The sequence below is a fragment of the Yersinia pekkanenii genome (assembly GCF_001152565.1).
GTDB classification, from domain to species: Bacteria; Pseudomonadota; Gammaproteobacteria; order Enterobacterales; family Enterobacteriaceae; genus Yersinia; species Yersinia pekkanenii.
In genome coordinates this window covers 17,543-38,951 of the sequence record NZ_CQAZ01000036.1, presented here as the reverse complement: position 1 = coordinate 38,951, position 21,409 = coordinate 17,543, and the positions used below count along the sequence as shown (strand labels likewise).

Here is a 21,409-nt window from a genome sequence, read left to right as displayed (position 1 = left end):
GTTAACATGGCAATAGCCCCTGCGGCGTTATTAGAGGCTAATCAGCTTTCTTACCATGTGCAGGGCCAGAGGTTAATTAATAACGTCTCGCTGCAAATTACCAGCGGCGAAATGGTGGCGATTATCGGGCCGAATGGCGCAGGGAAGTCAACCCTATTGCGGTTGTTAACCGGTTATCTTGCCCCCTCCGGTGGCGAGTGCCGGTTGCTGGGTAAAAACCTCAATAGCTGGCAACCGCAGGCATTGGCCCGCACCCGTGCGGTTATGCGCCAATACAGCAGTCTGGCTTTTCCGTTTAGTGTCAGTGAAGTGATCCAGATGGGCCGGGCACCTTATGGTACGGCGAATAATAATCAGGCACTACAATACGTTATGGCACAGACAGATTGCTTATCTTTGGCTCAGCGCGACTACCGGGCACTGTCTGGCGGTGAGCAACAGCGGGTGCAATTGGCACGGGTTCTGGCGCAACTGTGGCAAGCGGAGCCGACACCACGCTGGCTGTTCCTTGACGAACCCACTTCCGCATTAGATTTGTATCACCAACAACACACGCTGCGTCTACTACGTCAATTGACGGATCAGGAACCGCTGGCAGTCTGTTGCGTATTGCATGATTTGAATTTGGCGGCGTTATACGCTGATCGTATTCTACTGCTGGCACAGGGTGAACTGGTGGCATGTGGTACACCCGAGGAAGTGCTCAATGCCGAGACACTGACCCGTTGGTATCAAGCTGATCTGGGTATTTCACGTCATCCGGAAGCCGCCCTGCCACAGATTTATTTACGTCAATAATGGCCAGCCTAAGGCTGGTTTTGCTTTTCTAACACCACCTTCGACTCAGCATCCGCCAGCAGTTCATAAATCGTCTTACCGACTTTTTGCAGCGCTCGTTCAATTTCATCGGTCATGGGTTTGCTGTAGCTCAGCCGCAGGCAATTGCGGAATTTCCCCGCAGCTGAACTGATAAAACCAGCAGCCACTTGCACCCCCAGCGGCAACAAGCAGCGATTAAGGCGCAGACTATCAAATCCATGAGGCAGTTCGACCCATAACATAAAGCTGCCTTGCGGCCGACTCAAGCAAGTATTGGGAGGGAAATACTTCATTACCCAGCCAGTCATAATGTCCCGATTACGTTGATATTGGCGGCGCATCCGGCGCAAGTGCTGCATGTAATGCCCCTGCTTGATGAACTCAGCCATCGCCAGTTGCGGCAACGAGGCCACCCGTCCGGCAGAAATATATTTCATGTGTAACGCTTTATCTAAATAACGCCCCGGCGCAATCCAGCCAATGCGCAAACCGGGGGCCACGGTTTTAGAGAAGGAGCTGCATAGCAACACTCGCCCGTCATCATCAAATGAAGCGATAGTTGGTGGACGCGGATATTGATAAGCCAATGCACCGTATACATCATCTTCAATAATCGCGACGTCATAACGTTGGGCCAGGGTCAGTAACGCTTTTTTACGCTCATCAGGCATATTGTAGCCGAGTGGATTATTGCAGGTCGGCGTGAGCTGAATCGCCTTAATCGGCCATTGGTCTAATGCCATCTCTAAAGCTTCCAGACTGATCCCCACCACGGGATCGGTCGGGATTTCAATCACTTTCATCCCCATTCCTTTCAGGGTTTGCATCGCACCATGAAAGCTGGGTGAATCTATTGCCACGATGTCACCGGGTTGGCAAACAGCGCCTAAAGCAATAGCCAGAGCACCATGGCAACCCGAGGTAATAATAATATTTTCAGCCGATTGATGATTACCGCTATCCAACATCAGGCGAGCAATTTGCTCACGCAAAACCGGTGTGCCGTAAATATTGTCGTAATCCAGCACTTCCTCACTTTGATGCAGGCTAATACGGCTAAGCAGGCGGCTGAGTATTTTAAGCCCTGGGCCGGAAAGGTCAGGCGAGCCGCCTCCCAGATGGATAACATTCTCCTGATCACTTCTGGTCAGAAACGCCAGCGTATTTTCCCACTGCGATATCTCAACCGGTCTTTGTGCATGGCTGCATACCGCAGGTAACGCAGGCAGATTTGAACGACAACGCACGAAGTAACCCGACTTCGCCCGTGCCTCGATCAGCAGACACTCTTCCAGTTGCCGATAAGCCTGCTGTACGGTACTGATACTGACCCCATGCTCGTCACTCAAGACTCTGACGGAAGGGAGCCGCTCACCGGCGATATACAACCCTTCTTTAATCCGTTGACTAAGAATGTCGGCCAGTTGTTGGTAACGCGTCATTGATATCACCTGATAAATGAATAAGGACCGGTACAGATAGCGTAAATTCGCACCATTCAGTTCATATATCGCATATCTGTATGGAAATAATAATCCCAATTTGCATCTGTAATGTTTTTCGCCAAAGCTTCATTCTAATGACTCACCTACTGACGGGGAGTCGATGATGAATAATATAATTGAAGATCAAATAGATGAATGCTGCTCGTCGGCTACACCAACAACGAAAGATCGTCCTAATATTTTTATTCGGTTATGGCTAAAAACATACAGATATGGCCATCAATGGAACGAACGGCGTCAAACAATCCATACACTGGAGCGGTTGAATTCAGAGCAATTGAAGGATATCGGCCTGAGCCAGGATGATATTAAGCGGGATTACAGCCAGCCGTTTTGGCGCTGAGGGAGGGGAATGCCATTGGAACCTACAGTGGTCCGCCAGGATGGTGGGCCAATAATCGTTTCTGAGTGATGGTTTAGTGGCGATGCCCCAACCTATTACACTGACATTGGACGATATTTTCCATCAATTCTGACGGTTTCCTCCCCCCAAATGATATCATTAACGGTTGAGCACAATGTCGGCCGACCTGCACTGCAATCCCGAGTTTATCTAATTACAAACCAATAATCCGGGCTGGAATACTGGCAACGATAAAGGCCCAATGTTCAGATATCGCATCGGTATAATCAAATGCAGCCGCTTGGGTCTTGTTATTACCGCCAGTCAGGCGGAAATGGCCTTCAGAAGTAAACTGCGGGCGCCTGGATGTCATCATCACTACGCCGCCGGGGATACTCTGACCATATAACGCTGAAGAAGGGCCTTTGATCACATCAATGCGCTCAAGGAACCACGGGTCTACCTGCAACACATTAAAACTGCCGCCATCGCTGAGTAAGCGCAGACCATCGAGGAAGGTATTGTTCACGTCACCGCCGTGGAAATCCCGTAAAGCAACCGTGTCATAACGGGTAGCGCCACCCGAAAAACCAGTGAATACTCCAGGGGTGTAATTCAGCGCTTGGTTAACCGTAGCCACATTCTGTGTCATCCATCTGCTGGCGAGTAACCACCGAAACCGACTGTGCAGTCAAAATCAACGGTTGATCAGTTTTAGTCGCTCCTTTGGTGGTTTTCGCCGTGTATCCCGAAGTGGGTAAATCGGCTTCATGACCTGCTTTCGCGGTAACTTCTATCGTATCTTCAGCAACCGAAGCGAATGGAATCAATATAGCTAACGAACATAAAACAACAGAACGCTTTATTACAAAAGCCGAGAACATAGTGATCTTCTCCATAAAAAGAACATATAAAACAAATGGTTATTAATCAGCATCCATTTCTCTTTCCGCATCGCAAATATCACTGCCTGCGCGCCACATATTGTGGATCCATAAATACCGCACACAACCCATTGAATAATAATGTTAATTTCAATGACAATTATTATCCTTATTATTTAAGTCGTAAGGAGGGAGGAGAGAATTATCCGAGTAAGATATTCACTAACACGCAGTGTGTGCCACAATAGCGGCCAATCAGGCAGGCTTTAACCCCACACCTACACTCATTATTGGATTAATCGTGGCACTCACTTTCGGGCTGATCGGTTTTATGAAAAAGATTGGGTACTTTGCTTCACGTCGATATTCTCTGCTGCTGTGCCTGCTGCTGACGCTGATTTTTGTGTCAACAGCAGGTGTGACCTTTACCGCTACAGCATCAGACACTGCGTCTGAAAGCAGTGAAACCCCCGCAAAACCTGCCGTATCAGTACAACTGATTAGCCTGCAAAAACAGTTAGATAAATTAAAACAAAGTGTTTCTGTCAGTACCACCGATAATCAGCTAAGTGTGCTCAATGAAACGGCATTAGCACTGGTGCGGGATGCGGACATACTGCTCGCCGATCTCAAGCCTAAGCGGGAACAACTGCAAACACAGCGAGAAGTCTTAGGTCCATTACCTGCCGCCGGTAGTCTGGCAGAAACCCCGGTAGTGGCCCAACAACGGCGGATATTAAATACCCGCAAAGCTCAGTTGGATGGTCAATATGATCAAGCTCAGGCTATCAAAACCAACGCAGAAAACTTGGCAACCCAGATTATCGCTTTACGGCGGACTGCGCTGAAATCACAAATCGCTTTAAACTCTGGCAGTATCTTGGGCACTCATTTCTGGGCACCAATCATCAACCCCAATACGGAAGATGACCGCCGGTTAAAAGATTTTACCCAAGAGCTGGCCGATGCCTGGAGTGCAGCCTGGGCACCAGAATGGCGTTTCGGCACCGCGATGTACCTGCTGTTGACACTGTTTATCGGCATATTTGGCTTTAAATCTCTCGATGGTCTGACTGCCTGGTTTTGCACTAAATACCTGCCTCAAGGCCCATTGCGCCGCAGTTTTATGGCTTTGGCAACCACACTTTATACGGTGCTAATTACCGTGACGGTGGCGCAATGTATCACGCAGACCTTTACCCGCACGCCGGGTGCCTCACAGGTGGTAATAGATTTTGCACAGGCTTTTGTTCAGCTTATGTTTTTCTCGGCATTAGTCGCAGGTCTTGGACGGGCGTTTTTATCTAATCAACGTCCCTCATGGCGTTTACCTGCCATTGCTGATGAAGTGGCGGCATCACTGAGATTGTTCCCGCCCCTATTAGCCTGTTGTATCATGATTTTTGGTGCTATTGATCAGATGAACAACATGATCAATATCAGCGTATCAGGAGCCATTTTTGGTAATGGCATATCCGCCCTGTTGATGGCATTCACTGCGGCGATTATTCCATTACGTGCCAACCGGATACGGCGGAATCTGGTGGCTAATGGCGAAAAACCGGAAGCTTACTCCACACTCGCCGGACTGATTCATTTCGCCATCGGTGTTACAGCAATAGCAATATTACTGTCATTGTTGGTGGGTTATATCGCACTGGCAAAATTCTTAAGCTACAAGCTGGTATGGAGTTGTCTGGTCATCGCCTGTTTGTATTTGCTGATCCATCTCTGTGTAGATTTAGCAGAAAGTATCTTTTCCCCCAGCAGTAGCGCCGGTAAAGCGATTAAGCAATCGTTAAATATTGACGATCGCCATTTAGCCCAAGCCGCCACGTTATTATCCGCTACCAGCAAAGTGATACTGATATTACTGGCAGTCGTCGCCCTGCTCAACGGAACCTTTGGCTCTACCACCCCGATTTCACTGCTGCAAAAAGCCATGGAGCTCTTGAGTGGTGAAGGGCTGGAAAAATTAAATATCGTTCCCACTAATTTGTTTAATGCAGCTATTTGTCTGCTGGTCGGGCTGTATGTGCTAAAAACGGCGCGGCGCTGGTTGAATAATGAATTCCTACCGAAAACCCAGATGGATCCGGGTATAAAAACCTCCGCGGTAACACTATTCAGTAATATCGGTTATGTGCTGGTGATCCTACTGACTTTATCGGTACTGGGTCTCCAATGGAATAAATTAGCCTGGATTGTCAGTGCGCTGTCGGTGGGGATCGGTTTTGGTTTACAGGAAATCGTGAAAAACTTTATTTCCGGTATTATTTTGCTGACTGAGCGACCAGTCAAAGTCGGCGATTTGATCAGTATCAGTGGGGTTGAGGGGGATATCCGCCGCATTAATGTTCGCGCCACCGAGATCCAGCTCAGTGACCGCTCAACGGTGATCGTGCCGAACTCACAACTCATCTCGCAGAATGTGCGTAATGCCACCATGGCTAACGCGCAAGGGGTGGTGACTATTGCCCTGACTTTCCCGCTGGATTTGGATGTTGAATTGGCGCAAGCACTATTGATAGAGGCTTATGAAGAACATGAGTCGATACTCGATACTCCAACCCCGTCGGTGAAATTCAGCCAGTTAAGCCCGGACGGTATTGTGCTCAGTGTGACCGGTTTAGTCCCCAGCCCACGTATGGTAAGTAACACCAAAAGCGCGTTGTTATTCAGTATATTAAAACGGCTTCGTGCTGCGGGAGTATCACTCGCGGTCGCCACGCCAGGCAAAACCACAACCGTGGCAAACTAACGATCCCCGCGTGAAACCTTGCGTTATCGTCTGGAGGGTATCACCCATGGGCGGTTTATCGTTACCCAGCAAGGTAACGAAATTCATATCTTGACGTAATGAATCAGATAATAGATATAGCGCGGATAGCTGTTATCAAGGATCGCAACTCTGTTGCGGCTGATAATCCAGCGCTAAAGCCAGGCGCAAAATAACGGCAACCGGCTCGAAGAATTGTTCGGGTATGGTATCGCCACAACTTACATTGCGGTGTAATGCTCGTGCGAGTGCAATATTTTCCACCACAGGAATACCCTGCTGTTCCGCCAGTTTAACGATCAGTGCGGCCCGCTCACCATGGCCTTTCTCAATCACCACCGGGAGGGGCGCATCGTCTGGGTGATAAAACAGGCAAACCGCAAAATGGGTCGGGTTACGCACCACCGCAGTAGAACGCTGTACATTTTTAGCAAAACTACCACTTTGCACTTCACGCTGTAACTGGCGACGCTTCTGCTTGATCTGGGGATCCCCATCGCTGTCTTTATGTTCCCGTTTGACCTCTTCATGAGACATTTTCAGTTGTTTCATGGTGTTATAGCGCTGGAAAGCATAATCCATCAACGAAAGCACCACATAACAGGCCACCAACGCGCCCAACAACCAGCTCATAAATGTGCCAAATACTGGGATAGCGCAGCGGCTGCCGCAATAAGCCAAATAACCAAAAGAGGTGGCATAGCGCATCAATAAATAGCCAAAAATCAGGGTGAGCACCGCGACTTTCAGTAATGATTTAGCCAATTCAAACAAGCTACGCAGTGAAAAAAGCTGTTTGGCATTATTGATTGGGTTGATGTGCTCGCCTTTAAACTCCACAGCTTTAGTGGCCAATAACGACCCGACTTGCGCGATACCGGCAAAGATAGTGGCTAAAATCAGGGCCCCGCCCAAGACCCCAATAATATGGATAACTACCGCCACGCACTCGCTGCCGATATGGGCCAGCGCCATGTTCAGCGGTTGTTGTAATTGAGTCATTGTACTGCGGATCAGCGCGATGATCTGATGCACTAAGGTGTCGCCGGTCAGAAAAAAGTAAACCACCAGCACCACCAACTGAACGCCGGAGGTTATCTCAACACTTTTAATCACCTGCCCTTTTTCTCGTGCCTCCTTCAGGCGCTTAGCTGTCGGTTTTTCGTTCTTTTCACTGCTCTCACCGCCCATCAGCCCCTCCATTTATCAGTGGGATAAGCGTGTTTATCTTTTGTTCAGTCTGGTTAATGCCGACCAAATAGTGATGCAGGGCATAAGGCAGGCTAATCACCAGCAAGAGCAGGGCCAATGCGCTTTTAATCGGCATCGCCAGAAAGAAAACATTCAGTTGTTGTGCCGAACGATTGATTAATCCTAAAGATAAATCAACCAGTACCATCACCAACATCGCAGGAAGCGCAAAGCTCAGGCAGAGCTCCTGCATCAGTAACCATTCACTTTTCAGGAATTGCAGCATCGCAGTTGAAGGCTGGATCCCACTGCCAGCGGGCAACATGTCATAAGAGCCATACAGTGCCGCCAGCACCAAATTGAACCCACCGGAAAGCAAAAATAGCACAGTTAATATTTGGGTAAATAACACGCCGAAAATAGAAGATTCCATACCCATACTGGGGTTAAACAAGGTCGACATGGTGGCACCGCGTAAGGTATCAATCAGGAAGCCAGCCATATCAATGGCCCAGAACGGTAATGCAGCGACAAAGCCAATCATCACCCCAATCATTAACTCAAGCCCTAGCAGCCAAAACCACCCAGTGAGGCTATACTGAGTTATCACTGACGTGGTGAAAAATAGTGGGGTGACAGGCAGAGCAATGGCAAAAACCAAACCATTACGTAATAAGCTACTGCCTAAACTGCGGGCGGTAAACAGAGGCAATATCAGCAACATACCGTAAGGGCGCATCATCGCCAGCCCTAGCGCGCCCAACCAATACAGAGCATCATGCATATCAGGACCGCATACTGGAGATTTGTAAAAAACTCTGCTGGGTATAATTGAGCAATGTCGCCCCCATCCAATGATAGGTAATCAATAAGGTTGCCGATACTGCCAGCAACTTGATCAAAAACTGTAAAGTTTGATCTTGTATTTGAGTCAGCGCCTGTAACAAGCTGACAACCAGCCCGACCACTGATGCCACCACCACCACCGGCATCGATAGCATTAACACTATCCACAGTAATTGGGTCGCTAAATGAATAACAATGGCATTACTCATTGCCATACCCTGTGGTGAAGATTCATAAGTAAGACCCCACCAACTGGTCTAAAAGCAAGCCCCAACCATCAATCAATATAAATATCAATAATTTAAATGGAAGTGAGATGGTGATAGGTGACACCATCATCATGCCCATTGCCAGCAAAATATTGGAAACAATCAAATCGATCGCTACGAAGGGCAAGTAGAGCAATAGGCCGATTTTAAATGCTTCAGTAAGTTGGGTAATGGTAAAGGCGGGCATTAATATCAGCAGTGAATTGGATTTTATGGTGCTACGGTAGCGCTCAGGCCATTTGGTTTGGACGATATCGTTAAAAAAAGTCGCTTGCTCTGCATCAGTATTGCGTTGCAAAAAATCACGGTATGGCCCCAAGGCGTGTTCATCAATGTGCTGTAACAAAGCACCAATATCGTTTGGTAGCGGCTCATCTTGCAGGCGGGCATGCACATCCAATCCAACCGGGGCCATGATAAAAATAGTTAACACTAACGCCAGTCCGTAAATGGCGATATTGGGTGGCACCTGCTGAACACCCAGCGCATTGCGCAGCAATGAAAAAACTATTGATAACTTGAGGAATGAGGTCCCCATAACGACCAGCAAGGGCAGTAATGACAGCAGGAAAAGCAGGACAATCAATTGAGAAGACGAATTCAGTAACTCCATAATCTGTTCCGCAAAAGGCTGGCCTGTTTGGTGAAAATTATACCTACAGTATTTCCCCAGCCGCCCCCATCTGGAATCAGGTCATGACCTGAATGATGTTATACCTTATTGTTTTTACCCAAAGTCATTGGTGTTACAGCTAACACCGCCGCAACCTCAAGGCCGTAGGGCTACAGGGTAAGGTGCCATTGATCGATCCTAACAACTAACTCATTATCACAACACAATAAACTGCCACTGCCGACGGGCTGCCCATGCAGCCGGATATTGACCTCGCCGTAGAAGGCGGTTTGACAATCCAGTGTTTGCCCAACCGCTAATTGTTTGATGTCACCCAGCGGTAGCGTCAGGCGGCCAATCTCCATCACCAGCGTCTGCGGTAAGCTGTCCAGCGCGACGGCCTGCGGCGCTTTAGCAACCGTGGCCATATCCAGTCCGAGCAACTGGTCAATATCGTCATTAATATGTTGAATTGTCATTTTGTTTCCCCCCTCCAACTTGATATAAATCTGCGCTGATGCCATTGGCCATAGCCAGCAGTTCCCTTGTTCCAGTTCAGCGGCAGCCACTATCCGTACCCCATCACCGGGCCTGACTCGTTGCAACTGATGTAGGGATAAACGGCTCCAGCCAGCAACCAACCCAGCCTGCCAGCAGAACTCTTGCTGGCAGGGCTTATCCTCACTCTTCCAGTGAGATAAGGTTTCCGCCAATGATGCCCACGGCCAATCAAACAGCACACCACTGAGTTGCTGCCCTTCCAGTTCGAAAGTCAGCATCACCGCCCATTGATTTAACAATGTCATCGCCCGTGGAGCCGTGTTGTCAATCAACAAGTCAGGTAGCGGCATCAGCAGCGGGCTGACCGCCCAATGGGCCATGGCTACCACCAATTCTGTCGCCAGAAAATGGTTATCGTCAGTGGCCAGTGAGGAGGCTAGCCAGTGCTGCCAGCAATGCCGGGATAGCCATAGGCCACATGCCTGTCCGGCATAATGCAGCGGCAGATATACCCCTTCCCCCTCAGCCTGCATCAGTGTGGCGGAGACTCCGCTAGCTTGCCGTCCATTACCTATCATGGCGCTGAGTTGGCGTAATTCAGCCGTCAGACTCCCCAGCATGGGTGACCTCCAACAAGCAGGGGAAACCTAATTGTTGCAGTTGCCGCTGCCAGCGTGCCTGCATACGTTGTAACCGTTTAATTAATTCATCCTCGGTGTGACTGAGTACAATATTCAAGCCGTGAATAGCCAAGCTGACACTGATGCGGGTCCCGCATAACGGGCCGCTCACGATGCAATATTCAGCCTGCATCAGGTTATGGCCTTGTGCCGTGGCAATAGCATCGGGCATATCCTGCATCGACAGTAAACGCGGGGGAAGATAACGGGCGAATTGCTGTTTTTGCTTCTCATTACCGACACTCGACGGCTGCCCGCCACCAAAATAGCGATCACTTAGCAGTGCTAGCGTGCCTTCAATATCCATTCGACTCATCTTTTATTAATATCCCTAATTTCTCTTGTTCACGCTGATTACGCCGTAACAGTGCCTGTTGCCCCTCAATAGCTGCCCGTTGCTGCTGCCCCAGTGCCAGCAACTCACTAATTAACTTTTGCTGCCGCCGCTCTGCCTGATATACCTCATGTTGTAAAACTCTCTGCTCATCCGCCTCTACCGGGATCAGCTGACCACGCCACTGTGCCAGTTGTTGTAGCTGCTGACATAACTGATGGCGTTCGATATGGCAGTTTGCCAATTGTTGCTCGCGCTGCTGATATTCCTGTTTCAGAAACACCAAATGCTGGCGTAGTCGGCGCTCTTTGCCTTGCCGCAGTGCCAGCAGGCGCGGCAAAATATCCCACGGTGGGCGGTTCAACCGATGGCCTGCGTGAGCTGCGCCAAGGTGCTGTTGAGGCTGGCGGCATCGGAATGGCACGATAATGCATTCTCTTGTTGTAAGAAGGCGCAAATTGCCGGATAACGTTGCAATGCTTCATCGGCTTGCAAGTCTTGCCCTGCCTGATATTCACCCACTCGCACCAGCAATTCGATCTCCTGATAGCAGGCTTGTAGTTGGCGTAGTTTCTGTGCCTGTGCCAGATGCTCTGCGCTGACGATTTGCGGCATGATACGGCTGATACTGGCGGCAATATCAATGGCCGGATAGTGGCCGGCCCCGGCCAGCCGACGCGAAAGAACAATGTGCCCATCCAACAGGGAACGCACCTCATCGGCCACCGGCTCATTCATGTCATCCCCCTCCACCAGCACGGTATAAAAAGCGGTGATGCTGCCACACTCACTGTTGCCTGCCCGCTCTAATAGCCGGGGTAACGCGGCAAAAACACTGGGTGGAAAGCTGCCCGCCGCAGGCAACTCTCCTGCCGCCAGACCAATCTCGCGGGCAGCCCTGGCATAGCGGGTCAGCGAATCCGCCATTAACAACACTTTCTGCCCACGTTCTCGGAAGTATTCCGCCACGGTCGTGGCGGTATAAAGGCCCTTTAGCCGTTCCAACGCCGGGCGATCAGAGGTTGCCACCACCACCACAGTACGGGCACGGGCCTCAGGGGTTAGCACTTGCTCAAGAAACTCCCGCACTTCACGGCCACGCTCCCCAATCAGGGCCAGCACCATCACATCAGCGCGACTGCCAGCGCAAAGCATACTGAGCAAGGTACTTTTCCCAACCCCCGCCGCCGCAAAAATACCGATTCGCTGCCCTTCGCCACAACTCAATAGGCCATCCAGCGCGCGAATACCGGTGGTCAGGATTTGATGTACTGGCTGGCGGGTTAACGGATCTGGCGGTGAGCTATCCAGTTCACGCCAATATCCCGTCAGTGGTGGGCCACCATCCAGGGGAACCCCCAAGCCATCCAAAACCCGCCCAACTAAATCAGACCCGACTCTGACGCGGTGTGTATGCCCCAGCGGGGATACCCACTGCCCACAGCGTAACCCCGTCGAAGCGGCGAACGGTGATAACAACGCCGTTTGCTGCTCAATGGCGACCACTTCCGCCAGCATGCCCGCGGAATCGATACGACATAATTCCCCCAGCGCTACGCCGGGTAAATTGGCGCGTAACAAGGTTGGGCCAACATCCAGTATCGGGCCGTGATATTCCATGCCCTCCGGCGGGGAGGACGATAACAGCCATTGTGGGGGCAACTGAGGGTTGAGTTTTGGGAGATCAGGCAGCTTCATCAAGTTCGTCTCCGATAAGCTCAATCGTACCAGCCACTTTGATGTTCATCTCATCGCCCAGCTCTTGCCAGGAAAGCACTGGCAGCGCGAAAATATCCCGCTCAACAATTTTGCGGAGAAAACGACGAACATCGATGGACGTCAGTAATACCGCGTCACTGTTTTCAGCAAAGGCGATTTTTATTTTGCCGAGGATCAGGCGCGAGTGTTTATCTCCCAGTGCAGAGTAAGTGCCTGCCGAGGTTTGACGAATAGACTCCCGGATCAGGTTTTCTGCCCCTTCTCCCAAGCGTAATACCGGTAACCAGGCTTTGTTTTTACTGAACCGATGACACACGTGGCGGCGCAAAGCGATACGGACATATTCAGTCAACATCACACTGTCTTTCTCTTTGGGCGCCCACGCCACCAGCGCGCCGAAAATGGTGCGTAAATCACGGATAGACACATCCTCTTCCACCAACCGTTGCAATATTTCAGCCACTTTTCCTACCGGCATCTGGCGCTGTAGCTCTTTGACTAACTCCCCGTAGCGGCCTTCCATCGCATCCATCAGATAACGGGTTTCCTGTACGCCAATAAACTCCGCCGTATGCCGCTCAAGTACCCGCGTCAGACAATAAATAATACGTTGATGCCCCTGTGCATACGGGATACCCAAAGTACTGGCATGGCTGCCCTGTTCTGCGGCCAACCATTCGAAAGTGCCCATTTTGGGGCCCAGAATTTGGCTGCGGGTCTCTAATTGAGTACTGGGCTGAGTCAGTAATAGCTCATCTGGCGGCAAGGTTAATTCCAGCACTTGCTCCTGATAGACCCGGATAGATAAGGTATTCTCAGCCAATGCCGCGGAGCTGCGGATCACCACCTCCGGCAATGGCACGCCAAGGTGTTCAAACCAGCGCCAACGCAAGCCGTCTATTTCCCGCCCTAAATGGGGGTAATGCAAATTGGGCGCACAATACAACATCAAGGGTACGGCACCTGGGGTCATGGTGTTAGCCGAAGAAATACGGTTATCGCTGACGTTATTAGCGCCATCGCCGGACTGCGTTGACCGCCCTGTGCGATAAAACAACAAGGCTGGGGTCGCCACCAGTATCGCTAGTGTGATAAAAATCAGGAACGGAAAACCCGGCAGCAAAGCAAAAACCGTCAGGATGGCCGCCGCTAGCCACAAAGCATCGGGTTGACGCCCCACCTGAACAGCCAGGTCTTTAGCCAGACTCTGTTTATCGCTACCGGGAACGCGGGTAACAATGATCCCTGCGGTAATCGAGATAAGTAATGACGGGATTTGAGCGCACAAACCATCCCCGACAGAGAGCACCGCGTAGGTCACCATCGCCTGCTCGGCTGACATATTATGTTGCAGCATGCCAATAGTGACGCCGCCAATAATATTCACCAGAATGACAATAATCCCGGCAATAGCATCTCCTTTAACGAACTTCATCGCCCCGTCCATGGCACCAAACAAGCGACTTTCTTTTTGTACCCGCTCCCGCAACCGCCCGGCCTCGGCAGAGTCGATGACGCCAGCACGCATATCGCCATCAATACTCATTTGCTTGCCCGGCATGGCATCCAGTGAGAAACGGGCGCTAACTTCAGCCACTCGCTCCGAGCCTTTGGTAATCACGATAAATTGAACGACGGTAATAATCGTAAAAATAATCAGCCCCACAGCCAGATTGCCCCCCACCACAAACTGACCGAATGCTTCGACAATCTCACCGGCATCATGCTGTAACAGCACCAGGCGCGTGGTACTGATGGTCAGTGCCAACCGGTAAAGCGTGGTGATCAGTAATAACGACGGGAAGACCGAGAATTCGAGCGGATCACGCAGATAAATAGAGATCATTAATAAGATGACGGAGAAGGCCAGATTGACCGCAATCAGCACGTCCACCAGTACCGTGGGAAGGGGCAAAATCATCATAAAGATCGCCACCAGCAGCATGATGGCTAAGAAAACATCCTGCCGCGCGGTTATCATCATCAAACCACGCATCAATACCGATCCCTTCATCGGCATTCTCCCGGCAAGCGCCGGAGTAAAGCACCCTGCTGCCGATAGAGCTGATACCAAAATTCGGCACCTGATAACTCAGGTGCCGAGCAACTGACCATAATGCCCATCTTCAGTAAGTAGATACGCTGCGGCACGCCATTAAATTGCTCCAATCGCCAGCATTGCTGGAGCCGCAGCAGATCATCACTGGTATAGCGCTGATGTTGTGAAGGCTGATGTTGTGAAGGCTGATACGGTGAGGACTGATGCTGTAAACCGCAGGTCAGTAGCAGCCTTGAGGCTCGCCACTCAAGCAACACCACCCGCTGATCTAGCTGCCACTGCATACGAGACGTTATTCCCGCACAAGGGAGTTCGGCCATACGGATAAATAGCTGTAGATTCCGGGTAACGACTAAATCCATGTCCATAGCCAATACCCCATTGATACAAATTAAATATGATTTATTAAGAGAATAAGCAGTCAGCGATATACGGGCTATCGGGTGTTAGCCTGAGTCGTCACATCATATCTCCAGCAATACCGTCAAAATTTGCTCTTGCTGCTCCCGATCATTGAAACACTCTACCGGCATAAACTTGAACAGCTCATAAAATCGACGAATAACCTCCCGATATTCTGTAGTGCCGCCACCTGAAATCGCTTCAATCCGTGGCTGTAACCAGCTACTGAACAACCAGGGCTGACCGACCACCGCCAGGACTTCGCTTAGAATCGCATCGCCGGATACTCCACAGGCAGTCCCCATGCGGTGACAATGATCTTCCAGCCCCAGAAACATTAACAAGCGGCGCAATTGATAGAGTGTGGCGGCCAAACGCTCACCATATTTAGGGGGCGGCTGACAGGATAAATCAAACGCCAACGCCCGCATCAAAACGCGGACACGTTGCTGGCGCTGTGGCCAGCGGCTAACCTGGGTAAACCACTCCGCTACCGACAACTCACCTTGATGAATACTTTGCTGAAATAACTGTTTGACGGCTCCCAGCTCACGGCTTTTCTCGGTACCCAGCGCCAACAAACCAAATAGCTCGACTTCCCAGCCATTACGTTCAAGTAACGGGCCAAGTAATTGCGATAAGCTGCGGCGACGTAACGGATTATCTTTGCAGTGGGCCAACATGGTAGCCAATAGCACTATTTGCTGCCCTGCCGATAACCGCCCCTGACGGAGCTGGCTGGCAAGCAAAGCAATATCCATGTCAAACGGGATATTTTGCTGTAATAGGGTGTCAGCGCCATCGGATAGCTGTGCCACTAAGGTTACCAAGAGCTGCTGGCGGCGCAGATTACGCTCCTCGGCTTCAACAGACTTTTGATCTTTCAATCGTGACCCGAGGCTCAGCCCGATCCCTTCCATTGTCTCTTCCAGCGCAGTTTGCCTGACTTCAGCCAACTCCATACTGGCCAGCTCCATCACTGAATGCGCGGGGAGTATTTCGCCGTGCGACTTGGCGCCCTCCAAAGGGGAGCCGTGGACCGCGACGGCATCGGACACATGATGAGTATTTATCATGTGTCCGATGCCTGATGGGGCAAGGATGGCGGCGACTGTTGTAACCAAAGCACCAGTTGCGATAAATGGCGGCGAAGGGAAAGGCTCAGTAGCAGCATCGGCGAACCTAATTGCGCCTGATCTTCGGCCAGACTCTCGTCGCCCACACACTGCACTCGGGTCCCCAGAGCCGATATCACCGCAGGAAGATGCTGCGGATGAACCCGTAAAACCACGTTATCTTGCTGCGCCATGCTCTCCACCTTCGCCCCTAGCCGATGAATCAAAATCTGATCTACCGATTGCTGCCCAGCCCAAGTGGTTACTACCGATGCCATCGCCGTCAGGATATGCTGACGGGCGTGAGTAATCAGCGATGACTCCCATCGATCCGCCGCCACTAACCAACGGACATGCTGCGCCAACACCTCGGTTTCCATTTGATTACGGGCCAGAGGGATAATCCTGTCTGCCTGTTGCTGTGCCTGAGCCAATAGCAACCCCCTATCAGCGTCTGCGGCTTGCACAATCTCTGCCGCCCGCACGCTGGCATCAGACAAAATATCCCGTATCGACGCGATTTCCTGCAACTGAGCTGCCGGGATAACACCGCCTGCTGGAAGTGAAAAATCGAGTTTTTTCACCCTGATATAAAAGGGATTCACAATAATCGCTCCAATCGAGTTAACCAACGGTCAGCCGAAATAGATAACGCTTGGGGCAGAGATAACGCGCGCGGCTGAGGAGGTAACAAAATAGAGTTTGCGCGCCAGACCACACAGCCATGACGAATTTGATGTGCCAGACTCTGTCCCAAACGTAAAGCGGTTCCGTACAGCTGCTGTGGGCTTAATCCAGGCGGAAGCTGACCGCGAAACCCCATCCCCATCAGTTGCTGAATATCTCCCTCATTCAATTGCGGTAAAAGTACCTGCCGATAATGGCGCAGTCGCAGATAATCATCACATTGCAAATGGACCAACCCCAAGGCCAGGCAGAGGGACGATAAACGTTGATATCCCGCCATTTGGTATTGTTGTTGCTGGCTTAACACCGATGGCAGCGCTTGCTGTGGAAACTTTCGCTTCTGGATCAGTCTGTTATTCAAGGCTATATCCAGCACTTTACTGCGACCATAACAGTAATTTTCGGCTTTGACGCCAACCGCAGCCAACCATAAAGGATGGGCGAATTGCGCTGGCCGCCAGGCTAACTGATGCAAATACCGGATATCAGCGGTTAACGGTAATATCATCCTGTTCCCCTCCACCAGCCACTTAGCGGCGCAAATAACGCAACAAACCGGCCATCGATAACCCGGCCAACAAGACCAACACCCCGCCCACCGCTATTTGTATCGTACCGGCATGGCGTAACAACCATTGCAGGCTCATTTCCGCCCCCGTTTGTTGCTGTGACGCTGTGGCACTGAAACGATAGTTGGCAGGCTGCATCACCACGCTAATTTGCGAGTAATCAATACCGGGGATACCATCGCGGATCAGATTCTTGATTTGCGGTTGATAGCTCTGCAAGTTGACCTCGGGTGAATACTTGATAAATACCGAAGCAGCATGGGGAACACTGCTCTTACCGTCGGTGGGTGCGGGCATGGCGATGGTGACATCGGCATGGATCACCCCATCCATATGACTCAGCATGCTTTCCAACTGCTGTTCTTTCAAATAGACCATTTTGATCTGTTCTTGCCCAGGCGATGTCACTAACTGGTTCGATGGAAATAACTCATCCACCGTGACAAATCGTTGACGAGGAAAGCCATTTTGTCGTAGCAGTTCAACCGCGTTAATAAACTGACTTTTATCGACGCTCAGCCCGACTGTCCCGCCCTTTTCAGACTGCTTCTCCGCTTTAATTTGGTGCAACATCAGCAACGCTAGCATCTGGTTGGCTTCTCCTTCGGAAAGCCCGCTATATAACGCGATACCGCAGCCAGAAAGGGACACCACCACCAGTAATAGCAATGCCGTGCGCCGCATCTGTTTCATTGCATATTGACCAGTTTATTGATGTTTTGCCCTACGACACCGGCCACTTTAGCCGTTAAGTCTACCGCTAACGTGGCGTGCATCCATTGAGACTGCATGACCAGCAATTGATCAGGTGTCATCATTGGCGTGGCCGGTTCGACCTGCTGCATTAACTGAGTAAATTTGGCAATGTGTTGTGGGTCGTTGGCAGCGTGTTGAAGTGGTGAACTCAGCGTTGCCGCAGCTCGAATGGCACTAATATCCACGTAACTATCTCCTGTTAATAAACCTGCTTATACGGCGTCGGTTTTACTTTTTCATCAGGGGAAGCGGCCCCTTGTTGCAGCAAAATCAGCATGGCCTGAGCCTCTTCGGAGGCGGACGCTGCCAATAATGCCAGAGCTTCATTTTGGTCATTAAGACCGAAGCGCAACATAGCCTCACAAATCAGACGTACCTGTGAGCCCGGTATAAGTTGAGGTAACACGTTAAGAATATGACGAGCCTCAACCAGCAAACTGTGGTTCACCCCTGCCAAGGCGGCTTCGACCACCAATTGGCGACAAGGCGCTGAAAGTAAGATCATATTTTTGCGATAATCCCGCTGGTCATATCTTTAATATTCTTCATCAAAGCGCTGCTAAAATTGATGTAAGACGAATACTGCTGCATAGCAAATTGCATTTTCAGCATATGCTCGGGATCCGAGGGATTGCCGGAAGCCATCTGGCTTTGAAAATCCTGACCTATTTTGTTAATGCTGTGCGTTAGCTCATTAATTAACGCATTTATATCCATCAGAACTCCCTATTCCATCAGCGACCGCATATGTGAGGGGCACTGCTGAAAACGGCGACGAAAACTATCAGAGAAATGAGCGTGATTACTAAAACCACACTCCATCGCAATATCTGCCACTCGCAATCGGGTGGACAACAGTAACTCGCAGCCTTTTTTCAAGCGTTGATCCAGTAACCATTGTTTAGCCGACATACCGAATTTTTCGTAAAATAGAAAATTCAATTTACGGGCCGAAATACCTAACTCATCGGCATAGCGTGAAACTGTCCATGGATTAAGGCGGTTTTTCTCAAAGAATTCTAATAACTCATTATTGGTGCCGACAACTGACTCTAATAATCTGGAGAAATAAGTCAGATCTAAACCCAGACAATAAAAATAAAGAAAACGTAATGATGCTGTACGCTCAATATTAATTAACTGTTCTGTAGCATGAATAATATCGTCACTTGCTGGCAATACTTTGTAGCGTTCAGGCACCTTATGGGGCAAGCCGGATCTATTCGATTGCACCATTTTACTGGCCAGATCCTGATATATAGGTAAAAGATCTATTGAATGACACAGTATTGAAATAAAAGAACTCTGTGAGAAAGAAGAGACGCTGGCCAGTTCATTGGTAACCACCAAATGCCCTGCTGGCACAGTATGACACTCCCCATTGCTACGTAATGTTCCTTCTTGCCGAAATAAAATAAACTGTATTGATTTCATCATATCCCTTAGGGTGTCACTATCCTGATGCAATATTGACAAGTAATACCCTGGAGGGATATCCGGCTTAGACCTTAAACCTAATTAATAAGATTGCGATTGATTCTCTTCAGAAAGTTTTATGAATGTTTCAAATGCGGCTAACATCTTCAGCCCTCCGTTAAGCTCAGCTAATTGTTCGACCGTCTTTTTTTCATTTGTGACTAACTTTGCTATGACTGCATCCTTTTCATCTTTGTCATGATTAATCCAGGTCCCTAAGGCCCCTGCGGCGACAACACTCATTATGGACGTCAATATTGGGGCATAATTCTTGGCGAGTAAGCATAAACTATTATTAACCACCGGATGAACAACCCCCCCAATCATACCCAGAGAAACCACAATTCCTGCTTTGATAAAATACGCTGTGAAACGAGCTATTTTTTTAGCATTCGTAGGTGAAGCTTGACAATATTTAGCCAACATAAAAACCGCTTGCTGTATTGCATCACTGCCCATTGTCAATGTTTCTTTATTTTTACTGGCACAATTCCAGTTATGGTAGGCACAGGCCAAATTAGACAGTGATAGCATAAGATTTAAGCCTGCCAGAACAGCAACAGGCGTTGCTACGCCACCACTACAAACGCTGAGTCCAACACCGACAACAAACGAGGTTAACGAAATAATCGATTCAATAACATTGATGAAAAATTGTTTCTTGGCTAACTTAACGCTGGCATTTTTTAATTCATCCAGTTCACCTTCTTGAGTATCGCCTAATTTATTAACGTCTACTTTTGTATCTTCAATTATTTTATTTTTAAATTCATCAATAAGCTTGGCAGGAATACAGAGAATAGGCTTTTCACTTTCAAGCTTCTGATGGAAATTTATTCTGGCTAGATCAGATTCGGAGAGCGCATCTGGACACTGAGTTATTTGGGATGCAGTTATTTGGCTCATAGTTACCCACCTTAAACATGGCTCAAACAAACTATATTTTTTGTTTCAGATGCTATCCAATAATTGGTTGGCTTTTTCAGCCGTCGGGGCGTATTCAGGACTAAAATAACTCATTTCAATGGCTGTTTGTAATGCTTCTCTAGCATCGGCACCGTTATCCAGTGCGTGTAAACACACCGCCATTTGGTATACAGGATCAGGATCCTTCGCCTCCAATAATAACGCAGCGGCATAAGCACTTAGCGCCAGAGCATACTCTTGCTGCATTTGCATTGCTCCAGCCAAGGCTAAATGAAATCGTGGTTCTAATGGGCAATATAAAGTAAGCCAGCTAAAGTCGACCGTGGCAGCGACATAATCATCTGCCAACCAGGCTTGATAACCGCGATCATATCGCGTCTGTACTTCCTGCGGATCGATGTATTGCTGACAATCTCTCATTGGTTGCCCCGTAATATCCCTCTCATTTAGTGCACTATTTATCTTGGCACAAAGAGACTGAAAATCATCGATAGCAAAATCGCCCATTTTATCTCCCTTATTCTATTCTCTGGCACTAACATCAAAAAGTAACCAATCATTACCATCAATACTCTTACTGAAGGCACCTTTGGCTATTAATATTCGAATAAGTTTGTTGCGTATCAACTGCAAAGGCTGATTAGCAACATTATTAATAACTAACATTCTGGCTGTCGATATATCAGCAATATCTTCACCTAAATGATACAGGAAATTAAATAATGCCAAAAAATTCCCCGCTGTACTTTTATCAGAAATCGTCCCCAAATAACAAATGATTAATTCACTGTGTTCAATGCGATAAATCACTCGATAATTATTGAATAAAAACTCACTACCTAATTGAATAGCGCTATTTTCAAAATAGGCTGTTTTAGTAACACAGCCTTTACCGAGTAAATATCGGGCAACATTTTGCGTGTTAAGTGTCATAT

25 protein-coding genes and 1 pseudogene are annotated in these 21,409 nt (G+C 49.2%); 3 read left to right on the top strand and 23 right to left on the bottom strand.

Annotation, left to right across the window (positions count from 1 at the left end; translation table 11 throughout):
- Positions 1-6: 6 nt before the first annotated feature.
- On the top strand, positions 7-798 hold the full coding sequence (locus AEP37_RS16780) for a heme ABC transporter ATP-binding protein (RefSeq protein ID WP_049614429.1): 792 nt from the start codon (positions 7-9) through the stop codon (positions 796-798).
- 8 nt (positions 799-806) lie between these two features.
- Here AEP37_RS16780 and AEP37_RS16775 read toward each other — a convergent pair whose 3' ends face one another.
- The gene (locus tag AEP37_RS16775; RefSeq protein ID WP_049614428.1) at positions 807-2,261 is read right to left on the bottom strand and encodes an aminotransferase-like domain-containing protein; all 1,455 of its coding nucleotides are present in this window, start codon (positions 2,259-2,261) and stop codon (positions 807-809) included.
- A gap of 163 nt (positions 2,262-2,424) precedes the next feature.
- On the opposite strand from AEP37_RS16775, the gene AEP37_RS16770 reads away from it, so the two are divergent.
- Positions 2,425-2,667: a DUF1127 domain-containing protein gene (locus tag AEP37_RS16770; protein WP_235801406.1), complete on the top strand. Its 243-nt coding sequence runs from the start codon at positions 2,425-2,427 to the stop codon at positions 2,665-2,667.
- Positions 2,668-2,905: 238 nt separating this feature from the next.
- Here AEP37_RS16770 and AEP37_RS26965 read toward each other — a convergent pair.
- A pseudogene (locus AEP37_RS26965) lies at positions 2,906-3,551 on the bottom strand (TonB-dependent siderophore receptor); the annotation flags it as partial.
- A gap of 301 nt (positions 3,552-3,852) precedes the next feature.
- Here AEP37_RS26965 and AEP37_RS16755 point away from each other — a divergent pair.
- A complete protein-coding gene (locus AEP37_RS16755; RefSeq protein ID WP_162208251.1) occupies positions 3,853-6,312 on the top strand; it encodes a DUF3772 domain-containing protein in 2,460 nt (819 codons plus the stop codon).
- Between the two features lie 135 nt (positions 6,313-6,447).
- On the opposite strand, the gene AEP37_RS16750 is transcribed toward AEP37_RS16755, so the two are convergent.
- The 21 genes from AEP37_RS16750 to sseE form a co-directional block, all read right to left on the bottom strand.
- Positions 6,448-7,521 (bottom strand): EscU/YscU/HrcU family type III secretion system export apparatus switch protein, encoded by a 1,074-nt coding sequence (locus AEP37_RS16750; protein WP_049614425.1) that lies wholly within the window; start codon positions 7,519-7,521, stop codon positions 6,448-6,450.
- Positions 7,511-8,305 (bottom strand): type III secretion system export apparatus subunit SctT, encoded by a 795-nt coding sequence (sctT, locus tag AEP37_RS16745; RefSeq protein ID WP_049614424.1) that lies wholly within the window; start codon positions 8,303-8,305, stop codon positions 7,511-7,513. The genes AEP37_RS16750 and sctT overlap by 11 nt, the downstream gene beginning before the upstream one ends.
- A 1-nt stretch (position 8,306) precedes the next feature.
- A complete protein-coding gene (locus AEP37_RS16740; RefSeq protein WP_049614423.1) occupies positions 8,307-8,576 on the bottom strand; it encodes an EscS/YscS/HrcS family type III secretion system export apparatus protein in 270 nt (89 codons plus the stop codon).
- Between the two features lie 22 nt (positions 8,577-8,598).
- Positions 8,599-9,249 carry a type III secretion system export apparatus subunit SctR gene (sctR, locus tag AEP37_RS16735; protein ID WP_049614422.1) on the bottom strand — a complete coding sequence of 217 codons (651 nt, stop codon included), beginning with the start codon at positions 9,247-9,249 and terminating at the stop codon, positions 8,599-8,601.
- A gap of 170 nt (positions 9,250-9,419) precedes the next feature.
- Positions 9,420-10,370 carry a YscQ/HrcQ family type III secretion apparatus protein gene (locus AEP37_RS16730; RefSeq protein WP_049614421.1) on the bottom strand — a complete coding sequence of 317 codons (951 nt, stop codon included), beginning with the start codon at positions 10,368-10,370 and terminating at the stop codon, positions 9,420-9,422.
- Positions 10,348-10,737, bottom strand: a complete 390-nt coding sequence (locus AEP37_RS16725) for a hypothetical protein (protein WP_235801405.1) — start codon at positions 10,735-10,737, stop codon at positions 10,348-10,350. Before AEP37_RS16725 ends, AEP37_RS16730 begins: the two co-directional genes overlap by 23 nt.
- Positions 10,727-11,128 carry a type III secretion protein gene (locus AEP37_RS16720; protein ID WP_235801404.1) on the bottom strand — a complete coding sequence of 134 codons (402 nt, stop codon included), beginning with the start codon at positions 11,126-11,128 and terminating at the stop codon, positions 10,727-10,729. Before AEP37_RS16720 ends, AEP37_RS16725 begins: the two co-directional genes overlap by 11 nt.
- On the bottom strand, positions 11,125-12,462 hold the full coding sequence (locus AEP37_RS16715) for an EscN/YscN/HrcN family type III secretion system ATPase (RefSeq protein WP_049614419.1): 1,338 nt from the start codon (positions 12,460-12,462) through the stop codon (positions 11,125-11,127). Before AEP37_RS16715 ends, AEP37_RS16720 begins: the two co-directional genes overlap by 4 nt.
- Positions 12,449-14,497: an EscV/YscV/HrcV family type III secretion system export apparatus protein gene (locus AEP37_RS16710; RefSeq protein ID WP_082170838.1), complete on the bottom strand. Its 2,049-nt coding sequence runs from the start codon at positions 14,495-14,497 to the stop codon at positions 12,449-12,451. Before AEP37_RS16710 ends, AEP37_RS16715 begins: the two co-directional genes overlap by 14 nt.
- Positions 14,494-14,910, bottom strand: a complete 417-nt coding sequence (locus tag AEP37_RS16705) for a type III secretion system protein (protein ID WP_049614417.1) — start codon at positions 14,908-14,910, stop codon at positions 14,494-14,496. The genes AEP37_RS16710 and AEP37_RS16705 overlap by 4 nt, the downstream gene beginning before the upstream one ends.
- A gap of 96 nt (positions 14,911-15,006) precedes the next feature.
- Positions 15,007-16,020, bottom strand: coding sequence for an HrpJ domain-containing protein (locus tag AEP37_RS16700; protein WP_049614416.1), 1,014 nt, complete (start codon positions 16,018-16,020; stop codon positions 15,007-15,009).
- Entirely contained in the window at positions 16,017-16,664 is a 648-nt protein-coding gene (sctL, locus tag AEP37_RS16695) for a type III secretion system stator protein SctL (RefSeq protein WP_049614415.1), read from the bottom strand. Before sctL ends, AEP37_RS16700 begins: the two co-directional genes overlap by 4 nt.
- A complete protein-coding gene (locus AEP37_RS16690; RefSeq protein WP_049614414.1) occupies positions 16,661-17,254 on the bottom strand; it encodes a type III secretion system domain-containing protein in 594 nt (197 codons plus the stop codon). Before AEP37_RS16690 ends, sctL begins: the two co-directional genes overlap by 4 nt.
- Before the next feature lie 22 nt (positions 17,255-17,276).
- A complete protein-coding gene (ssaJ, locus tag AEP37_RS16685; protein WP_049614413.1) occupies positions 17,277-18,008 on the bottom strand; it encodes an EscJ/YscJ/HrcJ family type III secretion inner membrane ring protein SsaJ in 732 nt (243 codons plus the stop codon).
- Positions 18,005-18,256, bottom strand: coding sequence for a type III secretion system inner rod subunit SctI (gene sctI, locus AEP37_RS16680; protein ID WP_049614412.1), 252 nt, complete (start codon positions 18,254-18,256; stop codon positions 18,005-18,007). Before sctI ends, ssaJ begins: the two co-directional genes overlap by 4 nt.
- A 14-nt stretch (positions 18,257-18,270) precedes the next feature.
- Positions 18,271-18,576, bottom strand: a complete 306-nt coding sequence (locus tag AEP37_RS16675) for an EscG/YscG/SsaH family type III secretion system needle protein co-chaperone (RefSeq protein ID WP_049614411.1) — start codon at positions 18,574-18,576, stop codon at positions 18,271-18,273.
- Positions 18,573-18,788, bottom strand: coding sequence for a type III secretion system needle filament subunit SctF (sctF, locus tag AEP37_RS16670; protein ID WP_049614410.1), 216 nt, complete (start codon positions 18,786-18,788; stop codon positions 18,573-18,575). The genes AEP37_RS16675 and sctF overlap by 4 nt, the downstream gene beginning before the upstream one ends.
- A gap of 9 nt (positions 18,789-18,797) precedes the next feature.
- Complete coding sequence (locus AEP37_RS16665) at positions 18,798-19,505, bottom strand: helix-turn-helix transcriptional regulator (protein WP_049614409.1); 708 nt, start codon at positions 19,503-19,505, stop codon at positions 18,798-18,800.
- A gap of 84 nt (positions 19,506-19,589) precedes the next feature.
- A complete protein-coding gene (locus AEP37_RS16660; RefSeq protein ID WP_049614408.1) occupies positions 19,590-20,453 on the bottom strand; it encodes a hypothetical protein in 864 nt (287 codons plus the stop codon).
- A gap of 45 nt (positions 20,454-20,498) precedes the next feature.
- Positions 20,499-20,981 carry a SycD/LcrH family type III secretion system chaperone gene (locus tag AEP37_RS16655; protein ID WP_049614407.1) on the bottom strand — a complete coding sequence of 161 codons (483 nt, stop codon included), beginning with the start codon at positions 20,979-20,981 and terminating at the stop codon, positions 20,499-20,501.
- A gap of 15 nt (positions 20,982-20,996) precedes the next feature.
- Positions 20,997-21,407: a type III secretion system effector protein SseE gene (gene sseE / locus AEP37_RS16650; protein WP_049614406.1), complete on the bottom strand. Its 411-nt coding sequence runs from the start codon at positions 21,405-21,407 to the stop codon at positions 20,997-20,999.
- Positions 21,408-21,409: the final 2 nt, after the last annotated feature.

Bases quoted from the DNA above. Each gene is read 5' to 3' on its own strand.
- AEP37_RS16780 (WP_049614429.1), top strand. From the start codon at position 7: ATGGCAATAGCCCCTGCGGCGTTATTAGAGGCTAATCAGCTTTCTTAC.
- AEP37_RS16775 (WP_049614428.1), bottom strand. From the start codon at position 2,261: ATGACGCGTTACCAACAACTGGCCGACATTCTTAGTCAACGGATTAAA.
- AEP37_RS16770 (WP_235801406.1), top strand. From the start codon at position 2,425: ATGATGAATAATATAATTGAAGATCAAATAGATGAATGCTGCTCGTCG.
- AEP37_RS16750 (WP_049614425.1), bottom strand. From the start codon at position 7,521: ATGGGCGGTGAGAGCAGTGAAAAGAACGAAAAACCGACAGCTAAGCGC.
- sctT (WP_049614424.1), bottom strand. From the start codon at position 8,305: ATGCATGATGCTCTGTATTGGTTGGGCGCGCTAGGGCTGGCGATGATG.
- AEP37_RS16740 (WP_049614423.1), bottom strand. From the start codon at position 8,576: ATGAGTAATGCCATTGTTATTCATTTAGCGACCCAATTACTGTGGATA.
- sctR (WP_049614422.1), bottom strand. From the start codon at position 9,249: ATGGAGTTACTGAATTCGTCTTCTCAATTGATTGTCCTGCTTTTCCTG.
- AEP37_RS16730 (WP_049614421.1), bottom strand. From the start codon at position 10,370: ATGCTGGGGAGTCTGACGGCTGAATTACGCCAACTCAGCGCCATGATA.
- AEP37_RS16725 (WP_235801405.1), bottom strand. From the start codon at position 10,737: ATGGATATTGAAGGCACGCTAGCACTGCTAAGTGATCGCTATTTTGGT.
- AEP37_RS16715 (WP_049614419.1), bottom strand. From the start codon at position 12,462: ATGAAGCTGCCTGATCTCCCAAAACTCAACCCTCAGTTGCCCCCACAA.
- AEP37_RS16710 (WP_082170838.1), bottom strand. From the start codon at position 14,497: ATGAAGGGATCGGTATTGATGCGTGGTTTGATGATGATAACCGCGCGG.
- AEP37_RS16705 (WP_049614417.1), bottom strand. From the start codon at position 14,910: ATGGACATGGATTTAGTCGTTACCCGGAATCTACAGCTATTTATCCGT.
- AEP37_RS16700 (WP_049614416.1), bottom strand. From the start codon at position 16,020: ATGATAAATACTCATCATGTGTCCGATGCCGTCGCGGTCCACGGCTCC.
- AEP37_RS16690 (WP_049614414.1), bottom strand. From the start codon at position 17,254: ATGATATTACCGTTAACCGCTGATATCCGGTATTTGCATCAGTTAGCC.
- ssaJ (WP_049614413.1), bottom strand. From the start codon at position 18,008: ATGAAACAGATGCGGCGCACGGCATTGCTATTACTGGTGGTGGTGTCC.
- AEP37_RS16675 (WP_049614411.1), bottom strand. From the start codon at position 18,576: ATGATCTTACTTTCAGCGCCTTGTCGCCAATTGGTGGTCGAAGCCGCC.
- sctF (WP_049614410.1), bottom strand. From the start codon at position 18,788: ATGGATATAAATGCGTTAATTAATGAGCTAACGCACAGCATTAACAAA.
- AEP37_RS16665 (WP_049614409.1), bottom strand. From the start codon at position 19,505: ATGAAATCAATACAGTTTATTTTATTTCGGCAAGAAGGAACATTACGT.
- AEP37_RS16660 (WP_049614408.1), bottom strand. From the start codon at position 20,453: ATGAGCCAAATAACTGCATCCCAAATAACTCAGTGTCCAGATGCGCTC.
- AEP37_RS16655 (WP_049614407.1), bottom strand. From the start codon at position 20,981: ATGGGCGATTTTGCTATCGATGATTTTCAGTCTCTTTGTGCCAAGATA.
- sseE (WP_049614406.1), bottom strand. From the start codon at position 21,407: ATGACACTTAACACGCAAAATGTTGCCCGATATTTACTCGGTAAAGGC.